The sequence below is a fragment of the Burkholderia sp. HI2761 genome, from assembly GCF_002223355.1.
In the GTDB taxonomy this organism is placed as follows: domain Bacteria; phylum Pseudomonadota; class Gammaproteobacteria; order Burkholderiales; family Burkholderiaceae; genus Burkholderia.
This window is the reverse complement of record NZ_NKFN01000007.1, coordinates 65,256-91,220: the sequence shown is the minus strand read 5'-3', so window position 1 is coordinate 91,220 and position 25,965 is coordinate 65,256. Positions and strand designations below refer to the sequence as shown.

At 67.0% G+C, this 25,965-nt stretch carries 22 protein-coding genes and 1 pseudogene; 12 read left to right on the top strand and 11 right to left on the bottom strand.

What is annotated here, in order from left to right; translation table 11 throughout:
- Window positions 1-21 precede the first annotated feature (21 nt).
- The 6 genes from CFB46_RS17920 (at window position 22) to CFB46_RS17895 (ending at window position 7,229) form a co-directional block, all read left to right on the top strand.
- On the top strand, window positions 22-942 hold the full coding sequence (locus tag CFB46_RS17920; RefSeq protein WP_027781572.1) for a sugar ABC transporter substrate-binding protein: 921 nt from the start codon (window positions 22-24) through the stop codon (window positions 940-942).
- Between the two features lie 92 nt (window positions 943-1,034).
- Window positions 1,035-2,231, top strand: coding sequence for a porin (locus CFB46_RS17915; RefSeq protein ID WP_227789676.1), 1,197 nt, complete (start codon window positions 1,035-1,037; stop codon window positions 2,229-2,231).
- A gap of 134 nt (window positions 2,232-2,365) precedes the next feature.
- Complete coding sequence (locus CFB46_RS17910) at window positions 2,366-3,565, top strand: Gfo/Idh/MocA family protein (RefSeq protein ID WP_089502235.1); 1,200 nt, start codon at window positions 2,366-2,368, stop codon at window positions 3,563-3,565.
- 43 nt (window positions 3,566-3,608) lie between these two features.
- The gene (locus CFB46_RS17905; protein WP_179235083.1) at window positions 3,609-4,484 is read left to right on the top strand and encodes a MurR/RpiR family transcriptional regulator; all 876 of its coding nucleotides are present in this window, start codon (window positions 3,609-3,611) and stop codon (window positions 4,482-4,484) included.
- A 169-nt stretch (window positions 4,485-4,653) separates the two neighbouring features.
- Window positions 4,654-5,844 carry a M20 aminoacylase family protein gene (locus CFB46_RS17900; protein WP_027781569.1) on the top strand — a complete coding sequence of 397 codons (1,191 nt, stop codon included), beginning with the start codon at window positions 4,654-4,656 and terminating at the stop codon, window positions 5,842-5,844.
- A gap of 53 nt (window positions 5,845-5,897) precedes the next feature.
- Window positions 5,898-7,229 (top strand): MFS transporter, encoded by a 1,332-nt coding sequence (locus CFB46_RS17895; RefSeq protein ID WP_089500700.1) that lies wholly within the window; start codon window positions 5,898-5,900, stop codon window positions 7,227-7,229.
- Between the two features lie 45 nt (window positions 7,230-7,274).
- Here CFB46_RS17895 and CFB46_RS17890 read toward each other — a convergent pair whose 3' ends face one another.
- Window positions 7,275-8,195 (bottom strand): LysR family transcriptional regulator, encoded by a 921-nt coding sequence (locus tag CFB46_RS17890; protein WP_089500699.1) that lies wholly within the window; start codon window positions 8,193-8,195, stop codon window positions 7,275-7,277.
- A 136-nt stretch (window positions 8,196-8,331) separates the two neighbouring features.
- On the opposite strand from CFB46_RS17890, the gene CFB46_RS17885 reads away from it, so the two are divergent.
- Both CFB46_RS17885 and CFB46_RS17880 read left to right on the top strand, forming a co-directional pair.
- Window positions 8,332-9,105 carry a transporter substrate-binding domain-containing protein gene (locus CFB46_RS17885; protein WP_089500698.1) on the top strand — a complete coding sequence of 258 codons (774 nt, stop codon included), beginning with the start codon at window positions 8,332-8,334 and terminating at the stop codon, window positions 9,103-9,105.
- A gap of 55 nt (window positions 9,106-9,160) precedes the next feature.
- Window positions 9,161-10,276 (top strand): succinylglutamate desuccinylase/aspartoacylase family protein, encoded by a 1,116-nt coding sequence (locus CFB46_RS17880; protein ID WP_089500697.1) that lies wholly within the window; start codon window positions 9,161-9,163, stop codon window positions 10,274-10,276.
- A gap of 241 nt (window positions 10,277-10,517) precedes the next feature.
- Here the strand turns inward: CFB46_RS17880 and CFB46_RS17875 are convergent, their stop codons facing one another.
- Window positions 10,518-11,306, bottom strand: a complete 789-nt coding sequence (locus tag CFB46_RS17875) for an IclR family transcriptional regulator (RefSeq protein WP_027781564.1) — start codon at window positions 11,304-11,306, stop codon at window positions 10,518-10,520.
- Window positions 11,307-11,531: 225 nt separating this feature from the next.
- Here CFB46_RS17875 and pcaF point away from each other — a divergent pair, with 225 nt between their 5' ends.
- On the top strand, window positions 11,532-12,734 hold the full coding sequence (pcaF, locus tag CFB46_RS17870; protein WP_089500695.1) for a 3-oxoadipyl-CoA thiolase: 1,203 nt from the start codon (window positions 11,532-11,534) through the stop codon (window positions 12,732-12,734).
- A 130-nt stretch (window positions 12,735-12,864) separates the two neighbouring features.
- On the opposite strand, the pseudogene CFB46_RS36765 reads toward pcaF, so the two are convergent.
- From CFB46_RS36765 to CFB46_RS36455, 3 genes and pseudogenes are all read right to left on the bottom strand, one after another.
- Window positions 12,865-12,976: pseudogene (locus CFB46_RS36765) on the bottom strand (DUF523 domain-containing protein); the annotation flags it as partial.
- Window positions 12,977-13,070: 94 nt separating this feature from the next.
- On the bottom strand, window positions 13,071-13,631 hold the full coding sequence (locus tag CFB46_RS17860; RefSeq protein ID WP_089500694.1) for a GNAT family N-acetyltransferase: 561 nt from the start codon (window positions 13,629-13,631) through the stop codon (window positions 13,071-13,073).
- Window positions 13,628-13,846 (bottom strand): hypothetical protein, encoded by a 219-nt coding sequence (locus CFB46_RS36455; RefSeq protein WP_089500693.1) that lies wholly within the window; start codon window positions 13,844-13,846, stop codon window positions 13,628-13,630. The genes CFB46_RS17860 and CFB46_RS36455 overlap by 4 nt, the downstream gene beginning before the upstream one ends.
- A 312-nt stretch (window positions 13,847-14,158) precedes the next feature.
- Between CFB46_RS36455 and CFB46_RS17850 the strand changes: the two genes are divergently transcribed.
- Window positions 14,159-15,703, top strand: a complete 1,545-nt coding sequence (locus CFB46_RS17850; protein ID WP_089500692.1) for a methyl-accepting chemotaxis protein — start codon at window positions 14,159-14,161, stop codon at window positions 15,701-15,703.
- 115 nt (window positions 15,704-15,818) lie between these two features.
- Here the strand turns inward: CFB46_RS17850 and gabD are convergent, their stop codons facing one another.
- Both gabD and CFB46_RS17840 read right to left on the bottom strand, forming a co-directional pair.
- Window positions 15,819-17,288 carry an NADP-dependent succinate-semialdehyde dehydrogenase gene (gabD, locus tag CFB46_RS17845; protein WP_027781559.1) on the bottom strand — a complete coding sequence of 490 codons (1,470 nt, stop codon included), beginning with the start codon at window positions 17,286-17,288 and terminating at the stop codon, window positions 15,819-15,821.
- A gap of 90 nt (window positions 17,289-17,378) precedes the next feature.
- Window positions 17,379-18,662, bottom strand: coding sequence for a 4-aminobutyrate--2-oxoglutarate transaminase (locus CFB46_RS17840; RefSeq protein ID WP_089502234.1), 1,284 nt, complete (start codon window positions 18,660-18,662; stop codon window positions 17,379-17,381).
- A gap of 126 nt (window positions 18,663-18,788) precedes the next feature.
- Between CFB46_RS17840 and pdxR the strand changes: the two genes are divergently transcribed.
- The gene (pdxR, locus tag CFB46_RS17835) at window positions 18,789-20,297 is read left to right on the top strand and encodes a MocR-like pyridoxine biosynthesis transcription factor PdxR (RefSeq protein WP_089500691.1); all 1,509 of its coding nucleotides are present in this window, start codon (window positions 18,789-18,791) and stop codon (window positions 20,295-20,297) included.
- 73 nt (window positions 20,298-20,370) lie between these two features.
- Here the strand turns inward: pdxR and CFB46_RS17830 are convergent, their stop codons facing one another.
- Genes CFB46_RS17830 through CFB46_RS17820 form a run of 3 tightly spaced genes read right to left on the bottom strand, consistent with a single transcriptional unit; the run spans window position 20,371 to window position 23,605 of the window.
- Window positions 20,371-21,906 carry a YfcC family protein gene (locus CFB46_RS17830; protein ID WP_089500690.1) on the bottom strand — a complete coding sequence of 512 codons (1,536 nt, stop codon included), beginning with the start codon at window positions 21,904-21,906 and terminating at the stop codon, window positions 20,371-20,373.
- Between the two features lie 29 nt (window positions 21,907-21,935).
- Window positions 21,936-22,709 carry an IclR family transcriptional regulator gene (locus CFB46_RS17825; RefSeq protein WP_089500689.1) on the bottom strand — a complete coding sequence of 258 codons (774 nt, stop codon included), beginning with the start codon at window positions 22,707-22,709 and terminating at the stop codon, window positions 21,936-21,938.
- Window positions 22,706-23,605: an N-formylglutamate amidohydrolase gene (locus CFB46_RS17820; protein ID WP_089500688.1), complete on the bottom strand. Its 900-nt coding sequence runs from the start codon at window positions 23,603-23,605 to the stop codon at window positions 22,706-22,708. The genes CFB46_RS17825 and CFB46_RS17820 overlap by 4 nt, the downstream gene beginning before the upstream one ends.
- Window positions 23,606-23,953: 348 nt before the next feature.
- On the opposite strand from CFB46_RS17820, the gene CFB46_RS17815 reads away from it, so the two are divergent.
- Window positions 23,954-25,057: a porin gene (locus CFB46_RS17815; protein WP_089500687.1), complete on the top strand. Its 1,104-nt coding sequence runs from the start codon at window positions 23,954-23,956 to the stop codon at window positions 25,055-25,057.
- Window positions 25,058-25,093: 36 nt separating this feature from the next.
- Here the strand turns inward: CFB46_RS17815 and CFB46_RS17810 are convergent, their stop codons facing one another.
- Window positions 25,094-25,930 carry a DMT family transporter gene (locus CFB46_RS17810; RefSeq protein WP_027781552.1) on the bottom strand — a complete coding sequence of 279 codons (837 nt, stop codon included), beginning with the start codon at window positions 25,928-25,930 and terminating at the stop codon, window positions 25,094-25,096.
- Window positions 25,931-25,965: the final 35 nt, after the last annotated feature.

The window sequence follows — 25,965 nt, the reverse complement described above, 5'->3', positions numbered from 1 at the left end:
CAGACAACAACGGAGGAGCATATGAAGGTTTGGAAACAAGTAGCGGTGGCGGTATTCGGGTTGGTGGTGCTGGCGGCATCGGCCAACGCAGCCGACAAGAAATTCGTGATCGGTTACACGAATCTTGCCGACACCGATGTGTTCACGATGAGCCGGAAGACGGCCTTTGCAGATGCGGTCAGGGCGGACCCGAACGTGAGCGTGGTCTACACCGATGCGAACGGCGACGTGAGCCGCCAGCTCGACCAGATCGACAACTTCATCGCGCAGAAGGTCAACGTGATCATGATCGTGCCGGTTGACTATCGCGGCATCGTTCCCGGGGTCGAGCGTGCCAACAAGGCCGGCATCCCGGTGATCGCGCTGGGCATCCAGTCCGCCGGCGGCAAGTACACGTTCGTCGGTTCGAAAAACTACGATGCTGGACGTCTGCAGGCCGAGTACTTTGATTCGGTCCTGCCGAAGAACGCGCAGATCCTCTACCTGCAGGGCACCCCCGGCCTTTACCACTCAAAGGAGCGCCTGGCCGGTTTCGTGCAGACGCTGGCCAAGCGCCCCGACGTCAAGATCCTGTCGAACCTTCCGGCCGACTATGATCGCGCACAGGGCATGAAAGTTACCGAAGACTGGGTGCAGCGGTATCCGAAGTTCGATGCAATCGTCGCCGCCAACGACCAGATGGCGCTTGGCGCGCTGGAAGCGCTGAAGACGGCAGGGCGGCTCAAGGGTGTGGCGATCTCCGGCGTCGACGGCACCACGGACGCGATGCGGGCGATCAAGGCGGGCGAGATGTCCCAGACCATCTTCCAAAACGCGAAGGGCCAGGCACAGGCCGCATACCTGGTTGTCGAAACGCTCAAGAGCGGCAAGCCGGCCCCCGCCGAAGTGATCGTACCGTTCGAATCCGTCACCCGTAACAACGTGGGGAATTACCTCAAGTAGGCAGGTCGGCCGGCGTATGACCAATATGCGTCGGCGTATGAATAAAGACGAGAAAAACATAAATAACTTAGGTATGCAAAGGAGATTTGTCGATGGATGCGAAAATGCTCAGATTCATTGCCGGTACGGCGCTGTGCGGCGTCACGGCGTTCGCGCATGCGCAGAGCAGCGTCACGTTGTACGGGATCGTGGATAACGGCCTGCAATATGAAACAGGCCTGCCGGGTGGCAAGCGGCTGTCGGCCGAGTCCGGCGGCTGGGGCGAGTCGCGCTTCGGCATGCTCGGCAACGAGAACCTTGGGGGAGGCCTGCAGGCCACGTTCCGCCTGGAGGCGCGTCTGAACACGCTGAACGGCTCCGTGGCGAACGGTTCGTTCTTCGAGGGGCAGGCGACCCTCGGGTTGCGACACGACGCGTACGGCGCGATCCGCCTCGGCAATTTCGGTGCGAGCGAGTTACTGCAGGATACCGGCACACTCGACCCGCAGCAGACCAAGAAATATTCGTTCGGCACGCTGGTGCGCGGCCGCATGTTCCCGCAGGCGTCGAACGGCATCGAATATACGTCGCCCGATTTCGGCGGCTTCACGGTGAAAGGCCAGTACAACCTCACCAATTCGACCAAATGGAATGCCGGTTCGCCGGGCACGGCGCCGAGCCAGTTGGGAACGGCCACCGGCCTGGGCAGCTCGCAGGGCCGCTCGGACGGCCTGAAATTGCAGTACAAGGCGTCCAGTCTCGAAGCGCAGCTGATCTACGACGAGATCCGCGACGGCAACGGCAAGTTCAGCAACGTCTATCTGGCGTCGCGCTCGATCTTCGCCGGCGCGTCGTACGGAATCGGGCCGGTGACACTGTATGCCGGCTACGTTCACTTGAGCGCACCAGACGCATCGAATGCCGGATATTACGGAACGGGCACCCCGTCGGCGCAGCCCGCCGGCGTTTCCTTGCCGACCGCGGTCGATCAGGAATGGGTCGGCGCGCAATGGGCCGTGACGCCGGCAACCGCCATCATGGGCGCCGTCTATCACGCCAATGCCAATCACGGCAATGGCAATGGGACGCTGTACACGCTGTCCGGCATCTACTCGCTGTCGAAGCAGACGCGGCTTTATACCGAACTCGGGTATTTGCGAAACAGTTCGACGTCGAACCTTGGGCTGAACGGCGGGACCTACGGGGCCAATAACGTGAACGACCCGGTCAACGGCAGCGCATCGAACCTCAATCCCGGTTATGGGCGCAGCCAGTTCGGTGTGTTCGCGGGGATTGCCACGCAGTTCTGACGAACCGTCCGGTGCATGAACCTTCTTGCGTGCGCCGTGCGCGTCGGCCGAAACCGCACGCGGCGCGACGCACGCAAGAGATCCGGGCGATATCCTGCCGCCGCATGCCGGCGACCTTCCTGACGAGGAGCACCATGAAGCCGCTTAAAGTCGGTGTACTAGGCGTGGGCGACATTAGCGACGTCTATCTGCGCAATCTGGCGAAGTACCCGATTGTCGAGCTTGCCGCAGTGGCCGGGCGCGATCTGGAGAAAGCGCGCGCGAAGGCGGCGGCGCATGGCGTACCGAAAGCGTATCCGGATGCTGCCTCGCTGATTGACGATGTCGGGATCGATATCGTGTTGAACCTGACCACGCCCGACGTGCATGCGGAACTGACGCTGGCTGCGTTGCGCGCCGGCAAACACGTCTACAGCGAGAAGCCGCTCGCCATGACGTTTGCCGACGGAAAGGCACTGTATGAGGAAGCGCGACGGCGAGGCCTGGTGCTCGGCTGCGCACCCGATACGGTGTTGGGCGGGCGCCTGCAGACCTGCCGTCAACTGATCGACGAAGGCGTGATCGGAATCGTGCATAGCGCCACGGCGTTTGCGGTGAGCCGAGGCCCGGAGTGGTTCCACCCGAATCCCGCTTTCTTGTATCGACGCGGTGGCGGCCCCGTGCTCGATATCGGACCGTACTATCTGAGCGCGCTGGTGTCCTTGTTGGGGCCGGTACGGCAATGCTCCGCGGTCGCGGGCCGGACGTCTTCGGAACGCGTCGTCGAAAGTGGGCCGCTTTTCGGCACGCGCATTCCGGTCGACGTACCGACACACGTTGCCGCCAACCTGGTATTCGTATCGGGCGCACTCGTCACCCTGATCGTAAGCTACGACGTATGGGATTCCGAGTTGCCGCGGATGGAACTCTACGGTACGGATGGCACCTTGTGCCTCAACGACATCGATCCGTGTGACGGGCCGAATCTGTTTGGTGGCGATCTGCTACTGCGCACGCGTGATGATTATCGATGGGGCGACCTTCCGCGCGGTGATGCCGCACTGCGTCCGTGGAGAAGAGTCCCGATCGAGCGACCGTTCACAGAGACCAGTCATCGCCAAAACAGCCGCGGCATCGGCCTCGTCGACATGGCCGCTTCGATTGCCGAGGGACGTCAACCTCGTGCCAGCGTCGACATGGCGCTGCATGTTCTAGAGGTCATGCACGGCATGATCGAATCGGCGGCCAACAACGTGATCTATCCGCTCGAGACCAGCATGGCGCGGCCGGAGCCGATGCCGCTGCAGTTCCACGATGGCATGAGCCTTGTACCGACGGAGCCGGCTCGCGCCTGACACGATGAGCGTCGATTACATATCCCGGGCCGGATCAGCGAGTATGCCGGACGAACCTTGCCGCAACGGCGCCGACCAACTGTTGTTGCGCATTCGCGCCGAGTACGACACGCTGAGCCCGCGGCTGAAATCGATTGCACACTTCGTCGATACCCACGCCGATCAGGTCGGCATCCTCGATATTCGCAGCATCGCCGACCAGTGTGGCGTGCACCCGTCGGCGGTCGTGCGCTTTGCCCAGCACTTCGGCCTGTCCGGCTATGCGGACCTGCGGCGGCGGTTACGTCAGCAGATCGTGCCACCGCTCCCGCTGCTGCGTGACACAAAGCCCGCGCACGCTGACGCAGCGGCCGATGGGTTGGACGGCCTGACAGAGGCGGTGCTGGCGTCCAGCCTGGCCGCGGTTGCGCGTCTGAGCGAATTGCTGGCATCCGAGGACTGGAGGCGCGCGTTGGTCATGCTGCGCGACGCCGCCACAATCTGGGTGATGGGAGTGCGTCAGGCGTTTCCCCTTGCAGTTCATCTGGCGCAGGCCTTGCGCCAGACAGACAAGACGATTTGCCTGTTCACCGCGCTCGGCGGGATGGATCTCTGCCAGGCCGGCTCGGTAAGGCCGGGCGACGTTTTCGTGGCTGTCGAATTACCGGCTTACGGCGACGAGACGGGCCGTGTCGCCAGACTCGCCAAGCGCAACGGCGCGCAACTCATCGTGATTACCGACAGCCGCGTGTCACCGCTGGCGCGCGACACCGACGCCTTGCTGCGCGTCGAGGACGGTGCCTTATTCGGGGTTCATTCGATTGCCGCTGCTTCGACGGTGGCGCAGCTTTTGTCCGCGGTGCTCTGCTACCGCGAGCGGCGTGGCGACCACGACGGCCGCACCAGCCTTTGTCCGGCCGGACATGGCGAAGTTCGATAGGCTGACGGTCCGACGATTCAAGCGTAACCGCTGCCCGTATTAACCCTGATTAAAAAACCTTATCACGGTGAAAAATTCCGCATCTTATTGAGCGGATATCGGCTCGCTATAGTGGCTCGCTTTCCCGCACGCATCCCTCGCGTGCGCAGACAACGGCAGGAGCCCCTTGATGACCACCGCTACCCGATTCACCGAAATCGAGGATCTGATGCCCGCCGCCGGCGGGCTGCGCGAGATCCGTCACCACATCCATCATCATCCCGAACTCGCGTACGAAGAGCACGACACGGCCGCGCTCGTCGCGGACAAGCTCGAGCAATGGGGCTGGCAGGTGACGCGCGGCGTCGGCAAGACGGGCGTCGTCGGCACGCTGCGGGTGAGCGACGGCACCCGCAGCATCGGCATTCGCGCCGACATGGATGCGCTGCCGATCGTCGAGGCGACCGGCCTGCCGTATGCGAGCGGCACGCACGGCAAGATGCACGCGTGCGGCCACGACGGCCACACGACGATGCTGCTCGGCGCCGCGCAGCATCTCGCGAAGACCCGCAACTTCTCGGGCACCGTGCACCTGTATTTCCAGCCGGCGGAAGAGCACGGCGTCGACAGCGGCGCGAAGAAGATGATCGACGACGGCCTGTTCGAGCGCTTCCCGTGCGACGCCGTGTTCGGCATGCACAACCATCCGGGCGCGGCGCCGGGCGTCTTCCTCACGCGGCGCGGCCCGTTCATGTCGGCGGGCGACAAGGCGATCATCACGATCGAAGGCGTCGGCGGCCACGCGGCGCGGCCGCACCTGACGGTCGATCCGGTCGTCGTCGCGGCGAGCATCGTGATGGCGCTGCAGACGATCGTCGCGCGCAACGTCGACCCGTCGCAGCCGGCGGTCGTCACGGTCGGCTCGATGCACGCGGGCACCGCGAACAACGTGATTCCGAACGGCGCGCGCCTCGAACTCAGCGTGCGTTCGTTCAGCCCCGAAGTGCGCGCGCTGCTCAAGCGCCGCATCACCGAGCTGGCCGAGACGCAGGCCGCGAGCTATGGCGCGACCGCCAACGTCGAGTACATCGAAGGCTATCCGGTCGTCGTCAATACGGATACCGAAACGGATTTCGCCGCGCAGGTCGCGCGCGAACTCGTCGGCGATGCGCACGTGGTCGAGCAGACCGACCTGCTGATGGGCAGCGAGGATTTCGCATTCATGCTGCAGCAGCGGCCCGGCTCGTTCGTGCGGCTCGGCAACGGCGAAGGCGAGGACGGCTGCATGGTGCACAACCCGAAATACGACTTCAACGACCGCAACCTGCCGATCGGCGCGGCGTTCTGGACGCGTCTCGTGGAGCGTTACCTGGGGCAGTGATCGCAGTGGCGCGCGGCCGGCGCTTCCGGCCGCACTGAGAGGAGACTGGAACGATGCAGAAAGACCATCTCGCGCTGCACCCCGCGTCGACGGGGGCCGCCGACACCAGCGCGCCCGGCGCGCCCGCGGTTACGCGGCGCGGCGCGATCGCCGCGGCCGTGATCGGCAACTGGCTGGAATTCTTCGATTTCACCGTGTACGGTTTTTTCGCGGTGCTGATCGGCAAGCTGTTCTTCCCGTCGAGCGACCCGACCACGTCGCTGCTGCTGTCGGTCGCGACGTTCGCCGCCGGCTTCTTCACGCGGCCGCTCGGCAGCGTCGTGCTCGGCGTCTACGCGGACCGCAAGGGGCGCAAGGCCGCGCTGAACCTGACGATCATGCTGATGGCGCTCGGCACCGGCCTGATCGCGATCGCGCCGACCTATGCGCAGGTGGGCGTGGCCGCGCCGTTGCTCGTCGTGTTCGCGCGGTTGCTGCAGGGCTTCTCGCAAGGCGGCGAATTCGGCGCGGCGACGTCGACGCTGCTCGAACAGGGCGGCACGTCGCACCGCGCGTTCCGCGCGAGCTGGCAGCTCGCGACGCAGGGCGGCGCTGCGCTGATGGGCTCGGGCTTCGCGGCGTTGCTGTCGAACACGATGACGAAGGACGCGCTGGAAAGCTGGGGCTGGCGGCTGCCGTTTCTCGTCGGCGTGCTGATCGCGCCGGTCGGCATGTATCTGCGCCGGCGGCTCGCGGACGATGCGCCCGGCGACCGCCATCACGGCATCGAGCGCGGCGTGCTGCACGAGCTGTTCTCCAAGCACACGCGCACGGTGGTGCTGCTGATGCTCACGGTGATGGGCGGCACGGTATCGACCTACATCCTGACCTTCTACATGCCGACCTACGCGATCCACTCGCTCGGCCTGCCGATGAAGCTGTCGATGTTCGTCGGCGTCGCGTCGGGCTGCGTGATGCTGGTCACGTGCCCGCTGTTCGGCTGGCTGTCGGACCGGCTCGGCAGCCGGCGCCTGCCGATCTTCGTCGGCCGCGGCGTGCTGGTCGCGCTGCTGTTCCCGGCGTTCTGGCTGATGAACCATCATCCGACGCTGTCGGTGATCCTGCCGCTGACCGCGCTGATGCTGCTGTTCTATTCGCTCGGCTCCGCCTCGGAAATGGCGCTGATGTGCGAGTCGCTGCCTCGCCACGTGCGGGCGACGGGCATCTCGATCGCGTATGCGCTCGCGGTGACGATCTTCGGCGGCACCGCGCAGCTGATCGCGACCTGGCTCGTGAAGACGACCGGCAGCAAGCTCGCCCCGGCCGGCTACGTGGCCGCGTGCGTGGTGCTGTCGCTGATCGCGGTCGCGAAGCTGCGCGAGACGGCGCGGGAATCGCTGGACTGACGCGCAACGCGCAACACGCAACGTGGGCGGCGGCGCGCGTTGCGCTTACCGCCCGCGCACCACCCTCAGATACGACGCGAGCATCGTCGCGAGTTCCTGCGCGGCCGGCGTCAGCGGCACGGCCGCGCGTTGCAGCAGGCAGACGTCCTGCGCTTCGGCCCGTTCGCGCACGGGCACCTTCGCGAGCGCGCCGGCGAACGGCCCGTGCCGCGTGATCGCTTCGGTTTCGAGCGCGAGGGAATCGGTCTGCGTGACGATCTGCAGCGTCTCGAACATCCCTTCGACGGTCGCGAGAATTTTCGGCGGCGGCTGGCCGTGCGCGTCGAAGTACGCGAGCAGCCGGTTGACGACCGGGTCGGCGCTCAGGTTCGGCGAGCGCGTGGACACCCAGGCATGGTCGGCCAGCTCGGCGAGCGATCGCGCATGCATCGCCGGGTGCCCGTTGCGGCAGACGACCACCGGCGCCGACGTGCGCAGCGGCGTGACCGCGAGATCGGTCGTGTCGGTCTGCTTCGCGACCAGCGCGATCGCGAAATCGACCGCGCTTTCGCGCAGCCAGCCGATCATCATCCGCGACGTGCCGGTGCGCAGGTGCACGTCGACCTTGTCGAAGCGCGCGCGGAACGCGGTCAGCACGGGCGCGAACGCGTCGATCAGCGGCTCGGTCACGAGGCCGAGCGTGACGGTGCCTTCGTAGGCGCCGCTCAACTGGCGGATTTCCCGCTCGACCTGCTCGCATTCGCCGAGGATCGAACCGGAACGCGCGAGCAGCCGCTGGCCGACGGCCGTCGGCACGATTCCGCGATTGGTGCGCGTGAATAGCGTCGCGCCGAGCGCTGCCTCGAGGCCCTGCAGTTGCTGCGTGACGCCGCTTTGCGCGAGATCGAGCGCGCGTGCGGCCGCGCGCAGGCTGCCGTGCTCGACGACGGCCTGGAAGATGCGGAGCTGGGACAGCGTGAACGCCATGGGAAGCTGCGAGGCCGGTGATCGGAAATACCGATCATGATAAGTCAGCCGATGGTTCCGGCGGCAGCCCGCGGCCCCTACGATCGCAGGCAGTCCGGCTCATGCCGTTTGTCCCGCGTCCTGCCCATCGTCGATCATGAAACGTTTCCTCGTCCTGCTCGTTTCCCTGTGCATTGGCCTGGCGGCCCCATCCGCGTTCGCGCTCGATGCGCACGTGGTGCGGCTCGGCATCGACCCGACCTATCCGCCGATGGATGCGAAAGCGCCCGACGGCAGCCTGAAGGGCTTCGACGTCGATCTCGGCAACGAGATCTGCCGCCGCGCGCAATTGCGCTGCCAGTGGGTCGAGCTCGAATTCTCCGGGATGATCCCCGCGCTGCAGGCGCGCAAGATCGACGCGATCCTGTCGTCGATGGCGATCACCGCGAAGCGCGAGAAGCAGATCCTGTTCTCGTCGAAGCTGTTCCGCTTCAAGTCGCGGCTCGTCGCGCGGCCCGGCAGCGGGCTCGACGGCACGGCGGCGTCGCTGGCCGGCAAGCGCGTCGGCGTGCAGTCGGGCACGCAGTTCGAATCGTGGGCGCTCGCGCACTGGGCGCCCGCCGGCGTCGGCGTGGTGCCGTACAAGAGCCAGGACGACGTGTTCGCCGATCTCGTGAACGGCCGCCTCGACGCGGCGCTGCTCGGCACCGTGGAAGCCGACTACGGGTTCCTGCGCCAGCCGCGCGGCAAGGGCTTCGCGTTCGTCGGCGCGCCGCTCGACATGGGCGATCGCGGCGTCGGCATCGGCATGCGGCAGTCGGATACCGCGCTGAAGGCGTCGATCGACGGCGCGATCGCGGCGATGCTGAAGGACGGCACGTACGACCGGATCGCGAAGCAGTACTTCGATTTCAACCCGTACGGCGACTGAGCGCCGTTCAGGCCCGTTCTTCCGATTTCCGGTTTTCATCCGTTCGAGACCATCGATGCAGATTCGCACCACGCCGCTCCTGTCGCCGTCGATCGGCACGCAGCGCACGCTGACGAGCTTTCATTTCGGGCCTGCCGACAGCGGCCGCAAGATCTACCTGCAGGCCGCGCTGCACGCGGACGAGACGCCCGCGATGCTCGCGGCGGTCGTGCTGAAGCAGCGCCTCGCGCAGCTCGACGCCGCAGGCCGGCTCGCGGCCGACATCGTGCTCGTGCCGGTGTCGAACCCGGTCGGCCTCAATCATCATCTGCTCGGGCAGTTCATCGGCCGTTTCGATCTCGCAAGCGGCCGCAACTTCAATCGCGGCTTCCTGCCGCTCGCGGAGATCGCCGCGCGTGCGCGCGACCGGCTGGGCGACGACGGCGTGCGCAATCGCGCGATCGTGCGCGAATGCGTCGGCGCGGCGCTCGACGACATCGCGCCGCGCACCGAATTCGATTCACTGCAGCTCGCGCTGCTGAAGCTGTCGCACGACGCCGATGTCGTGATCGACCTGCATTGTTCTCTCGAAGCGGTGATGCACGTGTACACGAGCGATACCGCATGGCCGGAGGTCGAGCCGCTCGCGCGCTATCTCGGTGCGGAGGTATCGCTGCTCGCCGAGGATTCGGGCGGCCATGCGTTCGACGATGCGCATCACCTGCTGTGGTCGCGGTTGCGCGCGCTTTTGCCGGACGGCACGCCGATGGCGGCCGGCACCGTGGCCGTGACGGTCGAGTGTCGCGGCCAGCGCGACGTGACGTACGACTATGCGCAACGCGACGCCAGCGCGCTCGTCGACTATCTCGTGTGGTGCGGCGCGGTGCGCGGCGAACGTGCGCCGCTGCCGCCGCTGGCCGCGCCGGCCACGCCGCTTGCGGGCAGCGAGCAGTTTTACGCGCCGGTGAGCGGGATCCTCGTGCACCGTGCGGCGATCGGCGCGACGATCCGTGCGGGCGATCCGCTGTTCGACATCGTCGATCCGCTGACGGATGCGGTCACGACGATCTCGAGCGCGACCGACGGCGTGTTCTATATGCGGCGCGCGATCCGTTTCGTGACGGCCGGCGCGCCGCTCGGCCGCGTGACGGGCACGGTGCCGGTGCGAAAGGGGATGCTGCTGGGCGCGTGAGCGGCGCCGGGCGCGCACGTGTACGAGATGCGCCGTGCAATTTCGTTCTCGTCAAATTGACCGGGCGTTGCCGCACCTCTAAATTGGGTAATGCGGAGCGCGCTCCGTGTTCCGTGAGAAGGACGTTGCAAATAGAGTCAGAGAGTTGAGCGGGCGGCGCATGCCGCCCGTCTTTTTATCCGTGCACTCCACGCGCTCCGCCCATCCCCCGTCTTGCCGGTCCGCCCGGCGAACCGATTGCTCAGCCGCGCCGCGCCACCAGTTCCGATACCGTCTGCGCGGCCTGCTGCAGCGGCCCGAGAAACTCCTTCACCATCTGCTTCGCGGTATGCCGCTGCGCGTTGCCGCTGATGTTCATCGCGGCGATGATCTGCCCGCGCCGGTTGCGGATCGGCGCGGACAGCGACATCAGCCCCACTTCGAGTTCCTGGTCGACCACGGCCCAGCCCTGCTGGCGCGCCTGCGCGATCGCCGCCTTCAGCTCGCCGAGGTCGGTGATCGTGCGCGGCGTATGCGCGCGGATGCCGCTCTGCGCGAGCGTCTCGTCGAGCGCCGCGTCGTCGAGCGCGGACAGCAGCACGCGGCCCATCGACGTGCAGTACGCGGGCAGCCGGCTGCCGATCGACAGATTGATCGTCATGATCTTGCGGGTCGGCACGCGCAGCACGTAGACGATCTCGGTGCGGTCGAGCACCGCGGCCGAGCAGCTTTCGTGGATCTGCGCGGACAGTTGCTCCATCACCGGATCGGCGAGATTCCAGAACGGCATCGACGTCAGGTACGCGAAGCCGAGCTCGAGGATCTTCGGCGTGAGCCTGAACAGCCGGCCGTCGGCCTCGACGTAGCCGAGCGTCTGCAGTGTGAGCAGGATCCGGCGCGCGCCCGCGCGTGTGAGGCCGGTGGCCGACGCGACCTCGGTGAGCGTCTGCTCCGGGCGCGCCGCGTCGAATGCGCGGATCACCGCGAGGCCGCGCGCGAACGACTGCACATAGGAGTCGCCGGGTTTCGTCTGAATATCGTCGGTTGTCATGAGTGCCTGAAATGTCGTGCAGCCGAGAAGATAGCGCATGGGACCCGACCCGCCAACCGCCCGGCGGACCGCGCTTGACAGGTCGTCCCTGCACTCCCTATGATGCGTTGAACGTTCGATACACGATCTTATGTTCGTATATAGAACATTTAAGCGCATCCCGGTGGGCAATGCAAGGGGCGCGCGCTGTTCACTTCCCAGCCTTTCACGGGACCGGAGACACTGATGACCGAAGCTTTTCTGTGTGATGCGATCCGTACGCCGATCGGGCGTTACGGCGGTGCACTGTCCGGCGTGCGCGCCGACGATCTGGGCGCGGTGCCGCTCAAGGCGCTCGTCGAGCGCAACCGCGACGTCGACTGGACGGCGATCGACGACGTGATCTACGGCTGCGCGAACCAGGCCGGCGAGGACAACCGTAACGTCGCGCGCATGTCGCTGCTGCTCGCGGGCCTGCCGCAGGGCGTGCCGGGTTCGACGATCAACCGCCTGTGCGGCTCCGGAATGGACGCGGTCGGCGTGGCCGCGCGCGCGATCAAGTCGGGCGAAGCCGCGCTGATGGTGGCGGGCGGCGTCGAGAGCATGACGCGTGCGCCGTTCGTGATGGGCAAGGCCGCGAGCGCGTTCGCGCGCCAGGCCGACATCCACGATACGACGATCGGCTGGCGCTTCGTCAATCCGTTGATGAAGCAGCTGCACGGTGTCGATTCGATGCCGGAGACGGCCGAGAATGTCGCGGTCGATTACGCCATCAGCCGCGCGGATCAGGACCTGTTCGCGCTGCGCAGCCAGCAGAAGGCCGCGCGGGCGCAGCAGGACGGCACGCTCGCCGAAGAAATCGTGTCGGTCACGATTGCGCAGAAGAAGGGCGATCCGGTGGTCGTGTCGCGCGACGAGCATCCGCGCGAGACGTCGCTCGAAGCGCTCGCGAAGCTGAAGGGCGTCGTGCGCCCGGACGGCTCGGTCACGGCCGGCAACGCGTCGGGCGTGAACGACGGCGCGGCCGCGCTGCTGTTGGCGAACGAGGAAACCGCGAAGCGCTTCGGCCTGACGCCGCGCGCCCGCGTGCTGGGGATCGCGACGGCCGGCGTCGCGCCGCGCGTGATGGGCATCGGCCCCGCGCCGGCCACGCAGAAGCTGCTCGCGCGGCTCGGGATGACGATCGACCAGTTCGACGTGATCGAGCTGAACGAAGCGTTCGCGTCGCAGGGCCTTGCGGTGCTGCGCATGCTCGGCGTCGCCGACGACGATCCGCGCGTGAACCCGAACGGCGGCGCGATCGCGCTCGGCCACCCGCTCGGCGCATCGGGTGCACGCCTCGTGACGACCGCGATGTACCAGTTACATCGCACGAACGGCCGCTTTGCGCTGTGCACGATGTGCATCGGCGTCGGCCAGGGCATCGCGATCGCGATCGAACGCGTCTGAGCGGCGCGATGCGGCGAAGCGGCCGGATACGCGCCGCTTTACCGCTGCGCTGGTTCCGCCACGCAGGGCGGCACGAGGTATCTCGTGCCGCCCTGCGTCGTTAACCGGCCTGTGACAGTTGCCTGAGGCGCGCGTCGTGCGCGGCGGTCTTCGCCGAGCCATTGTTACGGACCGGATGACCGACCACGCATAGGCCGACGAGGATCTTCGGCGTGGCGGCCCGGTGGCGGGTCGTCGTTCAATGTCGCGCTCCGTGGCGGTTGATGGTGGCTGATGGCGGCTGATGGTCGCTGGGGCTAAGCGGAAAATTCCACGCTTCATCCACGAGCCGGGCCGTCAGCGCGTGGGCCCTTCGAGGTGAATGTCCTCGGGCTCGAGCGCATGAAGCTCGGGATCGGGCGCCGTGCTGACCGTGAAGCCGAGCCGCAGGTAGAAGTCGATCGTGCGCCGCGACGGCGTGGCCGACACGTACAGGCGCTCGGCGCCCATCGCGCGCGCCTGCGCGCGGGCCGCGCGATAGAGCTGTTCGCCGAGCCCGCAGCCGCGCCAGTCGTGGCTCACGTGCAGGAACTTCAGTTGCAGCATGTCGCGTTGCGGGCCGAGCGGCCGGCTGTCGACGATCGCAGCCGCGACGAGCCGCGCGCCGTCGAACATGCCGAGAAACCAGCCGCCGCGATCGTGGCAGTCGAGCAGGATCGGCGTGTAATGCTCGGCTTCGCCGTCGGGCCAGCCTGCCACGTCGTAGAACTCGGGCACGAGATGCAGCGCGCCGTCGCGCAGCACGTACAGGTGTTCGATGATTTCGCGCCGGTCGATGGTCCATACGAGGGGTACGTCGTCGCGGGCAAGCAGGCGGGCCGACAGCGCGTCGCGTTCGGCGGCGGTGCGGCGCGTCATGCGGCCACCCGGTGCGCGGCGATTGCCACCATTAGCGACACGCGCGTCATGCCGTCGGGCAGCGCCATCGGGTGGCCGTCCAGTTCACGCTTTTTAGGGAACCGCGTGGCGCCGCCATTGGGGAAAAACGCGGACTGATCACTTTGATTGCGATCATGCGCGACCGTCGCCGTATTCCGGGACAGCCGATTCAGTTCATGCAATGCCTTTTTCATCGAATTCGAATTCCGGTGGAATGGAGCAGGATAGGCCAATCGTTTCGCCGCCCGCAACGGCTGCGGGCATATTCGATGCCGCGCAGCGTTTCGTGACATGCGGATAAACGCGCGCGACGATTATCGCCGGATTATTTGATCGAAATCATGGTAATGGCCGGATTATCCTTTTTTATTCGAAATCGAATTAAGGTTTTCCGGTGAATTGCCGACAGCAAGGACGAGAATGTCGTAAAGCGATCCACCGTTTTTCGGCTACTGAGCGCGATTTCAGCGCGGCGCGGACGACAGATCCGCTTTTCGGAGCCTTGCATGCGCAACAACCAGCCCGTTACCCAACAGGAATTCGATTTTCCCGACGACGTCACGCTGATGTCGACGACCGATGCCGACAGCATCATCACCTACGCGAACACGACGTTCGCGCAGGTGAGCGGCTTCTCGAACGAGGAGCTCGTCAGCCAGCCGCACAACGTGGTGCGGCATCCGGACATGCCGAAGGAGGCGTTCGCCGACATGTGGGCGACCCTCAAGGGCGGCGAGCCGTGGGCCGCGCTCGTGAAGAACCGCCGCAAGAACGGCGACCACTACTGGGTGCGCGCGAACGCGATTCCGGTGATGCGCAACGGGCAGCCGAAGGGCTACATGTCGGTGCGCACGAAGGCGACGCGCGACGAGATCGCGGCCGCCGACGCGCTGTATCGCGATTTCCGTGAAGGCAAGGCCGGCAGCCGCGGGTTCCACAAGGGATTGATCGTCCGCACGGGCGCGATGCGCATCGCGTCGCTGTTCCAGACGATGTCGGTGCGGGCCCGGGTGGTGTCGACGCTGTGCGTGCTGGCACCGGCGGTCGTCGGCGCCGGTTGGGCGTGCGGGTTGAGCGGCGGGGCGCTCGCGGCGTTTGCCGGGGCGGCGGTCGCCGTGACGGCCGGCGCCGGGCTGTGGCTCGACGCGCAGATCGTGCGGCCGCTCCGGCAGTTGCGCGACGAGGCGTTGCGCGTCGCGACCGGCGAAAGCCGGCGCGGCGTGCGGATGAACCGTGTCGACGAGATCGGCATGACGCTGCGCACGATCAACCAGCTCGGGCTGATGTTCCGCTGGCTCGTCGACGACGTCAGCGAACAGGTGCTGAACGTGCAGCGCGCGAGCAACGAGATCGCGCAGGGCAACAGCGACCTGAGCGCGCGCACCGAACAGGCCGCCTCGAGCGTGCAGCAAACGGCCGCATCGATGGCCGAGATGACGGCGACCGTATCGAGCAACGCGGAGACGGCGCTGCAGGCGAACCAGTTGTCCGTTTCCGCGAGCGAGGCGGCCGGGCGCGGCGGGCAGGCGGTGAACGAAGTCGTCGCGACGATGAACGACATCACCGACAGCTCGCGCAAGATCGCGGACATCATCGGCGTGATCGACGGCATTGCGTTCCAGACCAACATCCTCGCGCTGAATGCCGCGGTCGAGGCCGCGCGCGCAGGCGAGCAGGGGCGCGGCTTCGCGGTGGTGGCCGGCGAAGTGCGCGCGCTCGCGCAGCGCAGCGCAAACGCGGCGAAGGAAATCAAGACGCTGATCGGCGCGAGCGTCGAGCGTGTCGAATCGGGCGCGCGGATCGTCGACGGCGCGGGGAAGACGATGGAGGACATCGTCACGCAGGTGAAGCGCGTCTCGGATCTGATCGCCGAGATCAGCTCGTCGACGGCCGAGCAGAGCACGGGCGTCGAGCAGGTCGACCAGGCGGTCGTGCATCTGGACAACATCACGCAGCAGAACGCGGCGCTCGTCGAGCAGAGCACGGCGGCGTCGGAAAGCCTGAAGCAGCAGGCGACGCGGCTGGTGGATGCGGTGAACGTGTTTCGCTGATCGCGGGAAGGGAAGGTGACGCGGGCGCGACGGAGAGGAGGGCCGGCCCGCGTCGGGCCGCCCGGTTCCGGCCGGGCGGCCAAGGCCCGTCGCCGAAGCGGCAGGCCCTGAACCGTCAGACGGCGAGGCAGAGGTACTTGATCACGACGTAGTCGTCGATGCCGTAGTGCGAGCCCTCGCGGCCGAGGCCCGACTGCTTGACGCCGCCGAACGGCGCGACTTCGTTCGAGATCAGGCCCGTGTTCACGCCGACCATCCCGTATTCGAGCGCTTCGGCGACCTTCCACACGCGGCCGATGTCGCGGCTGTAGAAGTACGCGGCGAGGCCGAACTCGGTGTCGTTCGCGAGGCGGATCACCTCGTCGTCGCTGCCGAACTTGAACAGCGGTGCGAGCGGCCCGAACGTCTCTTCCTTCGCGACCTTCATCGCCGGCGTGACGCCGGTCAGCACGGTCGGCTCGAAGAAGCCGTGGCCGAGCGCGTGGCGCTTGCCGCCCGTCACGACGGTCGCGCCCTTCGCGAGCGCGTCCTCGATATGCGCCTCGACCTTCAGCACGGCTGCTTCGTTGATCAGCGGACCCTGCGTGACGCCCGGCTCCGTGCCGCGGCCGACCTTCAACTGCCCGACGGCCGCCGCGAGCTTCTGCGCGAACTGGTCGTACACGGCTTCATGCACGTAGAAGCGGTTCGTGCACACGCACGTCTGGCCGCTGTTGCGGTACTTCGACGCGATCGCGCCCTGCACGGCCGCATCGAGATCGGCGTCGTCGAACACGATGAACGGCGCGTTGCCGCCGAGCTCCAGCGAGACTTTCTTGACCGTCGCCGCGCATTGCGCCATCAGCAGGCGGCCGACCGGCGTCGAGCCGGTGAACGACAGCTTGCGCACGATCGGGTTCGACGTCAGCTCGCCGCCGATCGCCTTCGGGTCGCCCGTGACGACGCTGAACACGCCGGCCGGCACGCCCGCGCGCTCGGCCAGCACGGCCATCGCGAGTGCGGAGAACGGTGTCGCCTCGGCCGGCTTCACGACGATCGGGCAGCCTGCCGCGAGCGCCGGGCCGACCTTGCGGGTGATCATCGCCGCCGGGAAGTTCCACGGCGTGATCGCCGCGCACACGCCGATCGCTTCCTTCGTCACGACGATGCGCTTGTCGCTCGCCGGCGTCGGGATCGTGTCGCCGTACACGCGCTTGCCTTCCTCCGCGAACCACTCGAGGAACGACGCCGCGTAGCCGATCTCGCCCTTCGCTTCGGCCAGCGACTTGCCCTGCTCGGTGGTGAGGATCAGCGCGAGGTCGTCGGCGTTTTCCATCATCAGGTCGTGCCACTTGCGCAGGACGACCGCGCGTTCCTTCGCGGTCTTCTTGCGCCACGCCGGCCATGCGGCATTCGCGGCGTCGATCGCGTGACGCGTTTCCGCCGCGCCCATCGCCGGCACGGTGCCGAGCAGGCCGCCCGTCGCCGGGTTGCGGACGTCGAACGTCTCGCCGTTCGTTGCGTGTTGCCATTCGCCGTTGACGTACGCCTGCTGGCGGAACAGCGACGGATCTTTCAGTGCCAGGGTTTCCTGAACCGTGCTCATATGAATCACCTGCTTCGAAAAGGACGGATGAAAACGGCCGCCGCCGTCTTCACGACGGCGGCGGCGCATTCAGTTGAGTTGGACGGGCACTCAGGCCGGCACGCCGACCGTTTCCTTCAGCACTTCCTCGAGGATCACGAGCGCTTCGTCGAACACGGCTTGCGGGATCGTCAGCGGGAACAGGAAGCGCACGACGTTCGAGTACACGCCGCACACGAGCAGCAGCAGGCCGCGTTCGAGCGCGCGCGTCTGCACACGCTTCGTGAATTCGGCATCCGGCTCGCCCGAACCCGGGTTCAGGAATTCGACCGCGATCATCGCGCCCGGGCCGCGTACGTCGGCGATCTGCGGCACGTCGGCCTGCAGCGCGTTCAGCTTCGCCTTCAGCACGTCGCCGAGCTGCGTCGCGCGTTCGCACAGTTTCTCTTCGTCGATGATCTCGAGCACCGCGTGCGCCGACGCGACGGCCAGCGGGTTGCCTGCGTAGGTGCCGCCGAGGCCGCCGGGCGCGGCCGCGTCCATCACGTCCGCACGGCCGACGACGCCCGACAGCGGCATGCCGCCCGCGAGGCTCTTCGCCATCGTGATCAGGTCGGCCAGCACGTCGTAGTGCTGCATCGCGAACAGCTTGCCGGTACGCGCGAAGCCCGTCTGCACTTCGTCGGCGATCAGCAGGATGCCGTGCTCGTTACAGATCTTGCGCAGCGCGCGCACGAATTCGGCCGGCGCCGGGTTGAAGCCGCCTTCGCCCTGGACCGGTTCGAAGATGATCGCGGCGACGCGCTTCGGATCGATGTCGGCCTTGAACAGCATTTCGATCGCCTTGATCGAGTCGGCGGTCGTCACGCCGTGCAGCGCGTTCGGGTACGGTGCGTGGAACACGTCGCCCGGGAATGGGCCGAAGTTCAGCTTGTACGGGGCGACCTTGCCGGTCAGCGCCATGCCCATCATCGTGCGGCCGTGGAAGCCGCCCGAGAACGCGATGACGCCCGGACGGCCGGTCGCCGCACGCGCGATCTTGATCGCGTTCTCGACGGCTTCCGCGCCGGTCGTGAAGAACGCGGTCTTCTTCGGGAAGTCGCCCGGCGCGCGGTCGTTGATCTTTTCCGCCAGCTCGACGTACGACGCGTACGGGACGATCTGGTAAGCGGTGTGCGTGAAGCTGTTCAGCTGGTCCGCGATCGCCTTGACGATCTTCGGGTGGCGGTGGCCCGTGTTCAGCACCGCGATGCCGGCGGCGAAATCGATGAAGCGGCGGCCTTCGACATCCCACAGCTCCGCGTTCTCGGCGCGGGCTGCGTAGAAATCGCACATCACGCCGACGCCGCGCGGGGTGGCGGCGTTCTTGCGGGCCTGCAGGTCGGCATTCTTCACGGTCATCTCCTTGATATTCGGTCCGGTCAGTAGAAAATCGGGCGCCTTGGCAGCCCATGGAGGCGACTATAATCACATTTGGCTCTGGCAATCAGAGCCATTTCAATAAATATTCAGGAGCCAATCATGCGCGCGAGCGTGTTGTCGGACTGGCTGGCGCAACGCCTCGTGCGCGGCGGCGAACAGCCGATCTACCGGCAGCTTCACCGGCTGCTGCAACAGGCGATCCTGTCGCGCGAACTGCCGGCCGGCACGCGCGTGCCGTCGTCGCGGCTGCTGGCCGCCGAGCTCGGGATCGCGCGCAACACGGTCACGCAGGTATACGAACAGCTTGCGCTCGAAGGCTATGTGCACTCGGCGACGGGCCGCGGCACGTTCGTCGCCGACAGCGCGCCGGACGAGATCGTCGGCGCGCCGCCGGACGCGGCGGCCGGGCCGGCCGTCGTGATGCCGTCCGCGCGGCGCCTGTCCGCGCGCGGCACGCGGCTCGTCGAAGGCGCCGGCGTGTCGAAGCGCCAGGGCGGCGCGTTCATGCCGGGCGTGCCCGATGTGTCGCGATTTCCGGCGCGCGTGTGGACGCGGCTGCACAACAAGTACTGGCGGCGCCTGCGTCCGGACCTGCTGACCTATGCGCCGGGCGGCGGGCTCGCGTTGCTGCGCGAGGCGCTGGCCGACTATCTGCGCACGGCGCGCTCGGTGCGCTGCACGCCCGAGCAGATCGTGATCACGACCGGCATCCACCAGTCGATCGACCTCGCGGTGCGGTTGCTGACCGACCCGGGCGACGCGATCTGGACCGAGGATCCGTGCTACTGGGGCGTGCGCAGCGTGCTGAACGTGTCGGGGCTGACCACGCGGCCGATTCCGGTCGACGACGAAGGCATCGCGCCGTCGGCCGCCGATCTCGCCGAGCCGCCGAAGCTGATGCTCGTCACGCCGTCGCATCAGTATCCGCTCGGGATGGTGATGAGCCTCGCGCGCCGCCGGATGTTGCTCGAATACGCGCGCCAGCACGGCTGCTGGATCATCGAGGACGACTACGACAGCGAATTCCGCTACGGCAGCCGGCCGCTTGCGTCGCTGCAGGGCCTCGACACGGCCGGGCAGGTGATCTACGTCGGGAGTTTCGGCAAGACGCTGTTCCCCGGGCTGCGGGTCGGCTATCTGGTCGCACCGGAGCCGCTCGCGGAGAGTTTCGCGACCGCGAGCGCCGAGTTGTATCGCGAAGGCCAGTTGCTGCAACAGGCCGTGCTCGCCGAATTCATCGGGGAAGGGCACTTCGTGTCGCATATCCGCAAGATGCGCACGCTGTACGGGCAACGCCGCGAGGTGCTGCTCGAGGCGGTCGCGCGCCGCTACGGCGATACGCTGCACGCGCTCGGCAGCGACGCGGGGCTGCATCTCGTCACGCAGTTGCCGGAGGGCGTCGACGATCGCGCGGTCGCGCAGGCTGCGCTCGAACGCAATATCGTCGTGCGGCCGTTGTCCGGGTATTACGCCGACCGCTCGCGGGCTGCATCGGGGTTGCTGCTCGGCTATGCGTGCGTGCCGGAAGACGAGATCGCGACCGCGTTCGCGACGCTCGCGGAGGCGATCGACGAGCGGGCGTTCGGCGGGGCCGTGGCGTTGGCTTGAACGTCGCATCCGGCGACGGCAGCGCGTTGCGATGCGCGCCGTCGAGCTCGTGCGTCTCGCTGTACCGTGAATCTCAATACCCGATCCACACCGCGAACGTCAGTACGACACACGACAGCGCGAGAAGGATCGCGAACAGCGGCAGCACGAAGCGGATCCACGCGCCGAAATCGACGCGCGCGGTCGCGAGATACGCGAGCAGCATCCCGGACGTCGGCGTGACGAGGTTCGTCAGCCCGCCGCCAAGCACGAACGCGAGCACCGAGGTCTGGCCGCTCACGCCAGAGAGCTGCGCGATCGGCCCGATGATCGGCATGCTGACCGCGGCCTTGCCCGATACCGACGGAATGAACACGTCGAGCACCATCTGCACGCCCATCAGCCCGTTCGCGACCCATACCGGCGACTGCCCGTCCGCGAGCCGCGTGAAGAAATGGATCAGCGTGTCGAGCACGAGGCTGTTCTGCAGCAGCAGTTCGACGGAAGCTGCGAGTCCCATCAGCAGCGCGGCCAGCATCATGTTCTTCATCCCGTCGACGAATGCGTCGGCCGCGCTGCGCGAATCGAGCCGGCCGATGACGGCCGTCGCGATGCTCACGAACGCGTAGAACGCCGCGAGTTCGACGTTGCCCCATTTCAGTTCGCGCGTGCCGTAGATCAGCATCGCGACGGCCGCGGCGAATACGGCCAGCGTGGCCTTGTGCCGCAGCGACAGTTTCGCGGCCGTGCGTGCGGTGTCGTCGGACGCGGTTTGGCCGGCCCGGTAACCGGTGTTCCGCACGTAGCGCAGCAGGTACAGGATGCCGATCGTCAGGAATACGACGAAGACGGCCGCGCGCAGCGCGACGCCGCTGAACAGCGGCACGCCGACGAGCGGCTGCGCGACGGCCAGCGCGAGCGGGTTCGTGACCGACGCGATATAGCCGATCTTCGCGGCGATCGCGACGAGCGCGACCGCGAACAGGTCCGACAGGCCGAGGCGCCGCGCGATCACGACGACCATCGGAATGATCACGAGGTATTCGGAGATGAAGCCGAGCAGCGTGCTGCCGAGCCCGATCAGGATCATCAGCATCGGCGTCAGCAGGTACGCGTTGTTGCCGGTGAGCTGCAGCAGACGGTCGATGCCGGCATCGACCACGCCCGTGCGGCGCATCACGCCGAACATTCCGCCGACGAACATCACCATCACGATCAGCGGCGCATTCTTCAGCAGGCCTTCCGGCACCGCGACGAACGCGGACACGAGGCTCGCCGGCAGCGCATGCGCGGCGGTGCTGTGGCTGACGGCCGGCGCGACGAGCGTCGCGAGCGCGGTCGTCTTCGGCACCACCTGATAGGTTCCCGGCACCACGAGCCGGCCGTTGCGCGCGAAGTGGCCGGAGTCGACGATCCACGTGAGCGCGATCGCGGCGGCCAGCACCCACAGCATCATCACGACGGGATGCAGCATCTTGCCGTGCGGATGCGGCGCATGAGCGGCGGACGCGACCGGAGCGCCGGCCGCCGGATCGCCGGCCGCCGGAGCGCCGCCCGCCGGATCGTCGGCCGCGAGTGCGTGGGTGTCGGCGCCGTGCGCGCCGGCCGGGTTGGGGGAAGAGGCGGACATCGGATTCTCGTCGGTGAGGGAGCGGGCCGTCAGGCCGGTTGCAGCGCGGCGCGCGCCGGGACGTAGCCGAGTTCGGCGGAAATGGCGTGGCTGCACGCCTGCAGACGTTCGAGGTAGTCGGGAATGTCGGCGTGGCTGATGCGCACCTCCGGCCCCGTCACGCTGACCGATGCGACCGTCGCGCCCGTCAGGTCGCGCACCGGCACCGCGATCCCGACCGCGCCGGGCGTCACCTCGCCGCTGCTCACCGCGTAGCCCTTGCGCGCGACCGCGTCGAGTTCGCCCGCGAGTTTCGGCGGCGCGTCGGCCTGCCCGCTTCTGCGCAGCTGCGCGAGATATTCGTCGCGCACTGCGTCGGGCGCGAACGCGAGCAGCACCTTGCCCGATGCGCCGAAATTGATCGGCCGGCGGTTGCCGACCGCGCCGACGGTGCGCACCGCATGCGTCGTTTCGCAACGCCCGACGCACACCGATTCGAGCCCTTCGCGCACGCGCAGCACGACGGTTTCGTTGATCGCCTGATTGAGCGCCAGCATGTGCCGGTGCGCGGCGCGCACCAGTGCGTTCTGCTGCGACGCGGCCACGCCGATCACGAACGCCTGCGGGCCGAGCGCGTAGGTGGACATGCGCGGGTCCTGCACGACGAAGCGGTGCAGCTCGAGCGTGCACAGCATCCGGTACGTGCGCGACTTGTTGATGCCGAGTTGCGATGCCAGCTCGGTCACGCCGAGGTTCGGATGCTCGGCCACGTAGGTCAGCAGCTTCAGCGCGCTGTCGACGGCGTCGACGATGTAGGTCGTCATGCGGGGTCTCCCGGCGAGGCAAGGCGCGCGCGAACGTAGCCGGCGAGCGCGTCGAGGTACGCGTCGACCGAGCGTTTCAGCGCGGCGAAGCCCGCGTGTTTCGCGAACGCCGCTTCGTCCATGTACAGCGCGCGGTTGAATTCGATCTGGATGCTGTGGCGCTGCCGCGCCGGATCGGCGAGCGCGGTCAGCAGGTCGCCGCCCTGGTATGGGTCGTTCACCTGCACGCGATAGCCGGCCTCGGCGAACCACCGTGCCGTCCACGCGGTGAAGGCCGGGTCGGCTGTCGTGCCGCGCCGGTCGCTGATCACGACGTCCGGCCGCAACGCGCCCGCGTCGACGTTCATCGCGTTGCCGCGCGATTTCATCGAGTGGCAATCGATGTGCCACAGCGCGCGATGCGCGGCGTGCAGCGGTTCGCCGATGCACGCGAGCGCGCGGCGGTACGGCCGGTAGTACGCATCGATCCGGTGCCGCACTTCCGCGAGCGACAGCTTGCGGTCATACAGCGGTACGCCGGGCAGCGCGTCGCGCCGGATCAGCCCCATCCCGCGCTGCGTGTACGGCTGCGGCGCAAGCGGCTCGGGCCAGGGTTCGGCGAGCAGTGCCGCGTCGATGTCGGCTTCAGCGCGGTTCGGATCGATGTATGCACGCGGAAACGTCGCGCCGAGCAGCGTCGCGCCGCACGCGGGGGCGCCACCCCACAGTTCGTCGACGTACGCGTCCCACGTCGTGCGGATCGCGTCGTCCGGCGCGACCGTGGAGAAGTCGGGCGGATACGCGATGCCGCTGTGCGGCGAATCGACGACGATCGGCAGCGCCGGCGCTGTTGGCAGCGCGACGCGATACGCGGGCGATTCGCCGGCAGCAGCGGTGTTGCAATTAAACGTCAGCATGGGATCAGGTTCTTTACCTAGTTTCTCGCGGCATTCGGGCAGCGCGTTTTATTTATTAAAACAGCGTATCAATATTTCACAACGGCAGAAAATTGCGGTCAAGGGCTTTTTTCGGCGCGGGAGTTATGGCTCCTGACTCGCCCGAAAAGCCCATCCACATTGACGTCGTTTCATTGCTTGAAACGCCGAGCACACACGATCGTATCGACGCCTGTCGGCATTTTTTGGCGCGGCTTGACGCTTCAAATCCCCAAATCCCACAATTAATAAGACCATGTTTTATTCAATAAAACACGTCGCGCGAGAAATAAATCACGCTCGATATGCAATGGACAAAAGGGGTCGGAGATGAAGCGGAAAGAGATGACGATGGTGCTGGCAGGCGTTGCAATGGCAGCGGGCGTCCCGCTCGTGCATGCGCAGTCGAGCGTGACGCTGTATGGCGTCGTCGATGCGGGGATCACGTACACGAACAATCAGAACGGGCATGCCGCGTGGCAGGCGACCGGCGGCAACGAGCAGGGCACGCGCTGGGGGCTGCTCGGCAAGGAGGATCTTGGCGGCGGCACGCGCGCGGTGTTCCGGCTGGAGAACGGCTTCAATCTCGAGACCGGTGCCGCGAGCCAGGGCGGGCGGCTGTTCGGGCGTCGCGCATACGTGGGGCTGGAAAACGACCGCTGGGGCACGCTGACGATGGGGCGCCAGTACAACGCGGCGCAGGAAATCCTGGAGCCGCTGCAGATCGGCGCGACCACCGCGCTCACTCAGTACGCACTGCATCCCTTCGACACCGACGACCTGAACAATACGTTCCGCACCAACAACGCGGTGCAGTATCAGACACCCACCTGGTACGGCCTGCGCGCGGTGGGCCTGTACGGTTTCTCGAATTCGACGTCGTTCGCGGAAAATCGCGTGTGGAGCATTGGCGCGAGCTACGAGAACGGGCCGCTGCAACTCGGCGCGGCATATGTGCGCGTCGATCATCCGGCGCTCGACACGAGCGGTGCGGCGGCATCCGACAACTACTACACGTTCATCAAGGGCGTGGCGCGCCAGCAAATCTGGGGCGCGGGCGGCGCGTACGCGTGGGGCGCCGCGACGTTCGGGCTGCTGTACACGAGCTCGCTGTTCAACCTGCAGACGGGCGGAGCGATGCGCTTCAACAACTACGAGGGCAGCGTGCGCTACCTGATGACGCCCGCGCTGCAGTTCGCGTTGGGCGAAACCTACACGCAGGTGCTCGCGTCGCAGGGGCCGAAGCCGAACTCGCACTATCTGCAGACGAGTGTCGGTGTGCAGTACTTCCTGTCGAAGCGCACCGACGTCTACGTGAATGCGTTCTACCAGCGCGCGTCGTCGAACGCGGTGGCCGCGATCGAAGGGATCGCGAATCCGTCGAGCACGCGTACGCAGATCGTTGCCGTGACGGGCATTCGCCACAAGTTCTGACGCCGGCGCGCGACGCCGCGGGCGCGCCGGTTCTGCTCAAAGGCGAATCAGTGCCGCGCCCGCCACCACCAGCGCGCACGCGACGAGCCGCTGCGGGCCTGGACGCTCGCGCATCACGACCCAGCCGATCGCGACCGCGAAGATCGAGCTGGTCTCGCGCAGCGCCGACACGGTCGCGACCGGCAGGTGCCGGTACGCGAGGATCACGATCCCGTACGCGGCGAGCGAGATCGTGCCCGCGATTGCGCCCTGCGTGAGCGCGGTGCGCGAGCCGAGCACCGCGCGCGGGCCGCCGCGCCACGCACAGACCAGCACGAGCTGCGGCACGCTCCACAGCAGGTACACCCACGCGATGTAGCCGAGCGCGCTGCCGGACACGCGCGAGCCGATCCCGTCGCAGATCGAATACGCGGCGATGAACACGCCCGTGAGCAGCGCATACGGCACGCCTTCGCCGGAGAACCGCAAGCCACGCCGCAGCGCGAGCGACATGATGCCGAACGATACGAGCGCGATGCCCGCGAAGCCGAACGGCGTCGGTCGCTCGTGCAGCATCGCGAACGCGAGCACCGAAACGAGCAGCGGCGAGATTCCGCGCGCGATCGGATAGATCTGCCCGAATTCGCCGCTGCGGTACGCGCGCGCCAGCGTGAAGCAGTACGCGACCTCGAGTACGGCCGACGCGGCGACGTACGGCCATGCGGCGGGCGCCGGCGCGGGCAGCAGCACGGCGCCGGCGATGCCGAACGCGAGATACGGCAGCGCCATCGTGCCGAGTTGCACCAGCCGGTCTTCGCTGACGTGGAGGAACGCGTTCCAGATCGCGTGCAGGAGAGCCGAGCACAGCACGAGGGCGATGAAGAGGTGATCCATCGATCAATGAAGGTGCGAGCGAGGGCGGGAGCGGG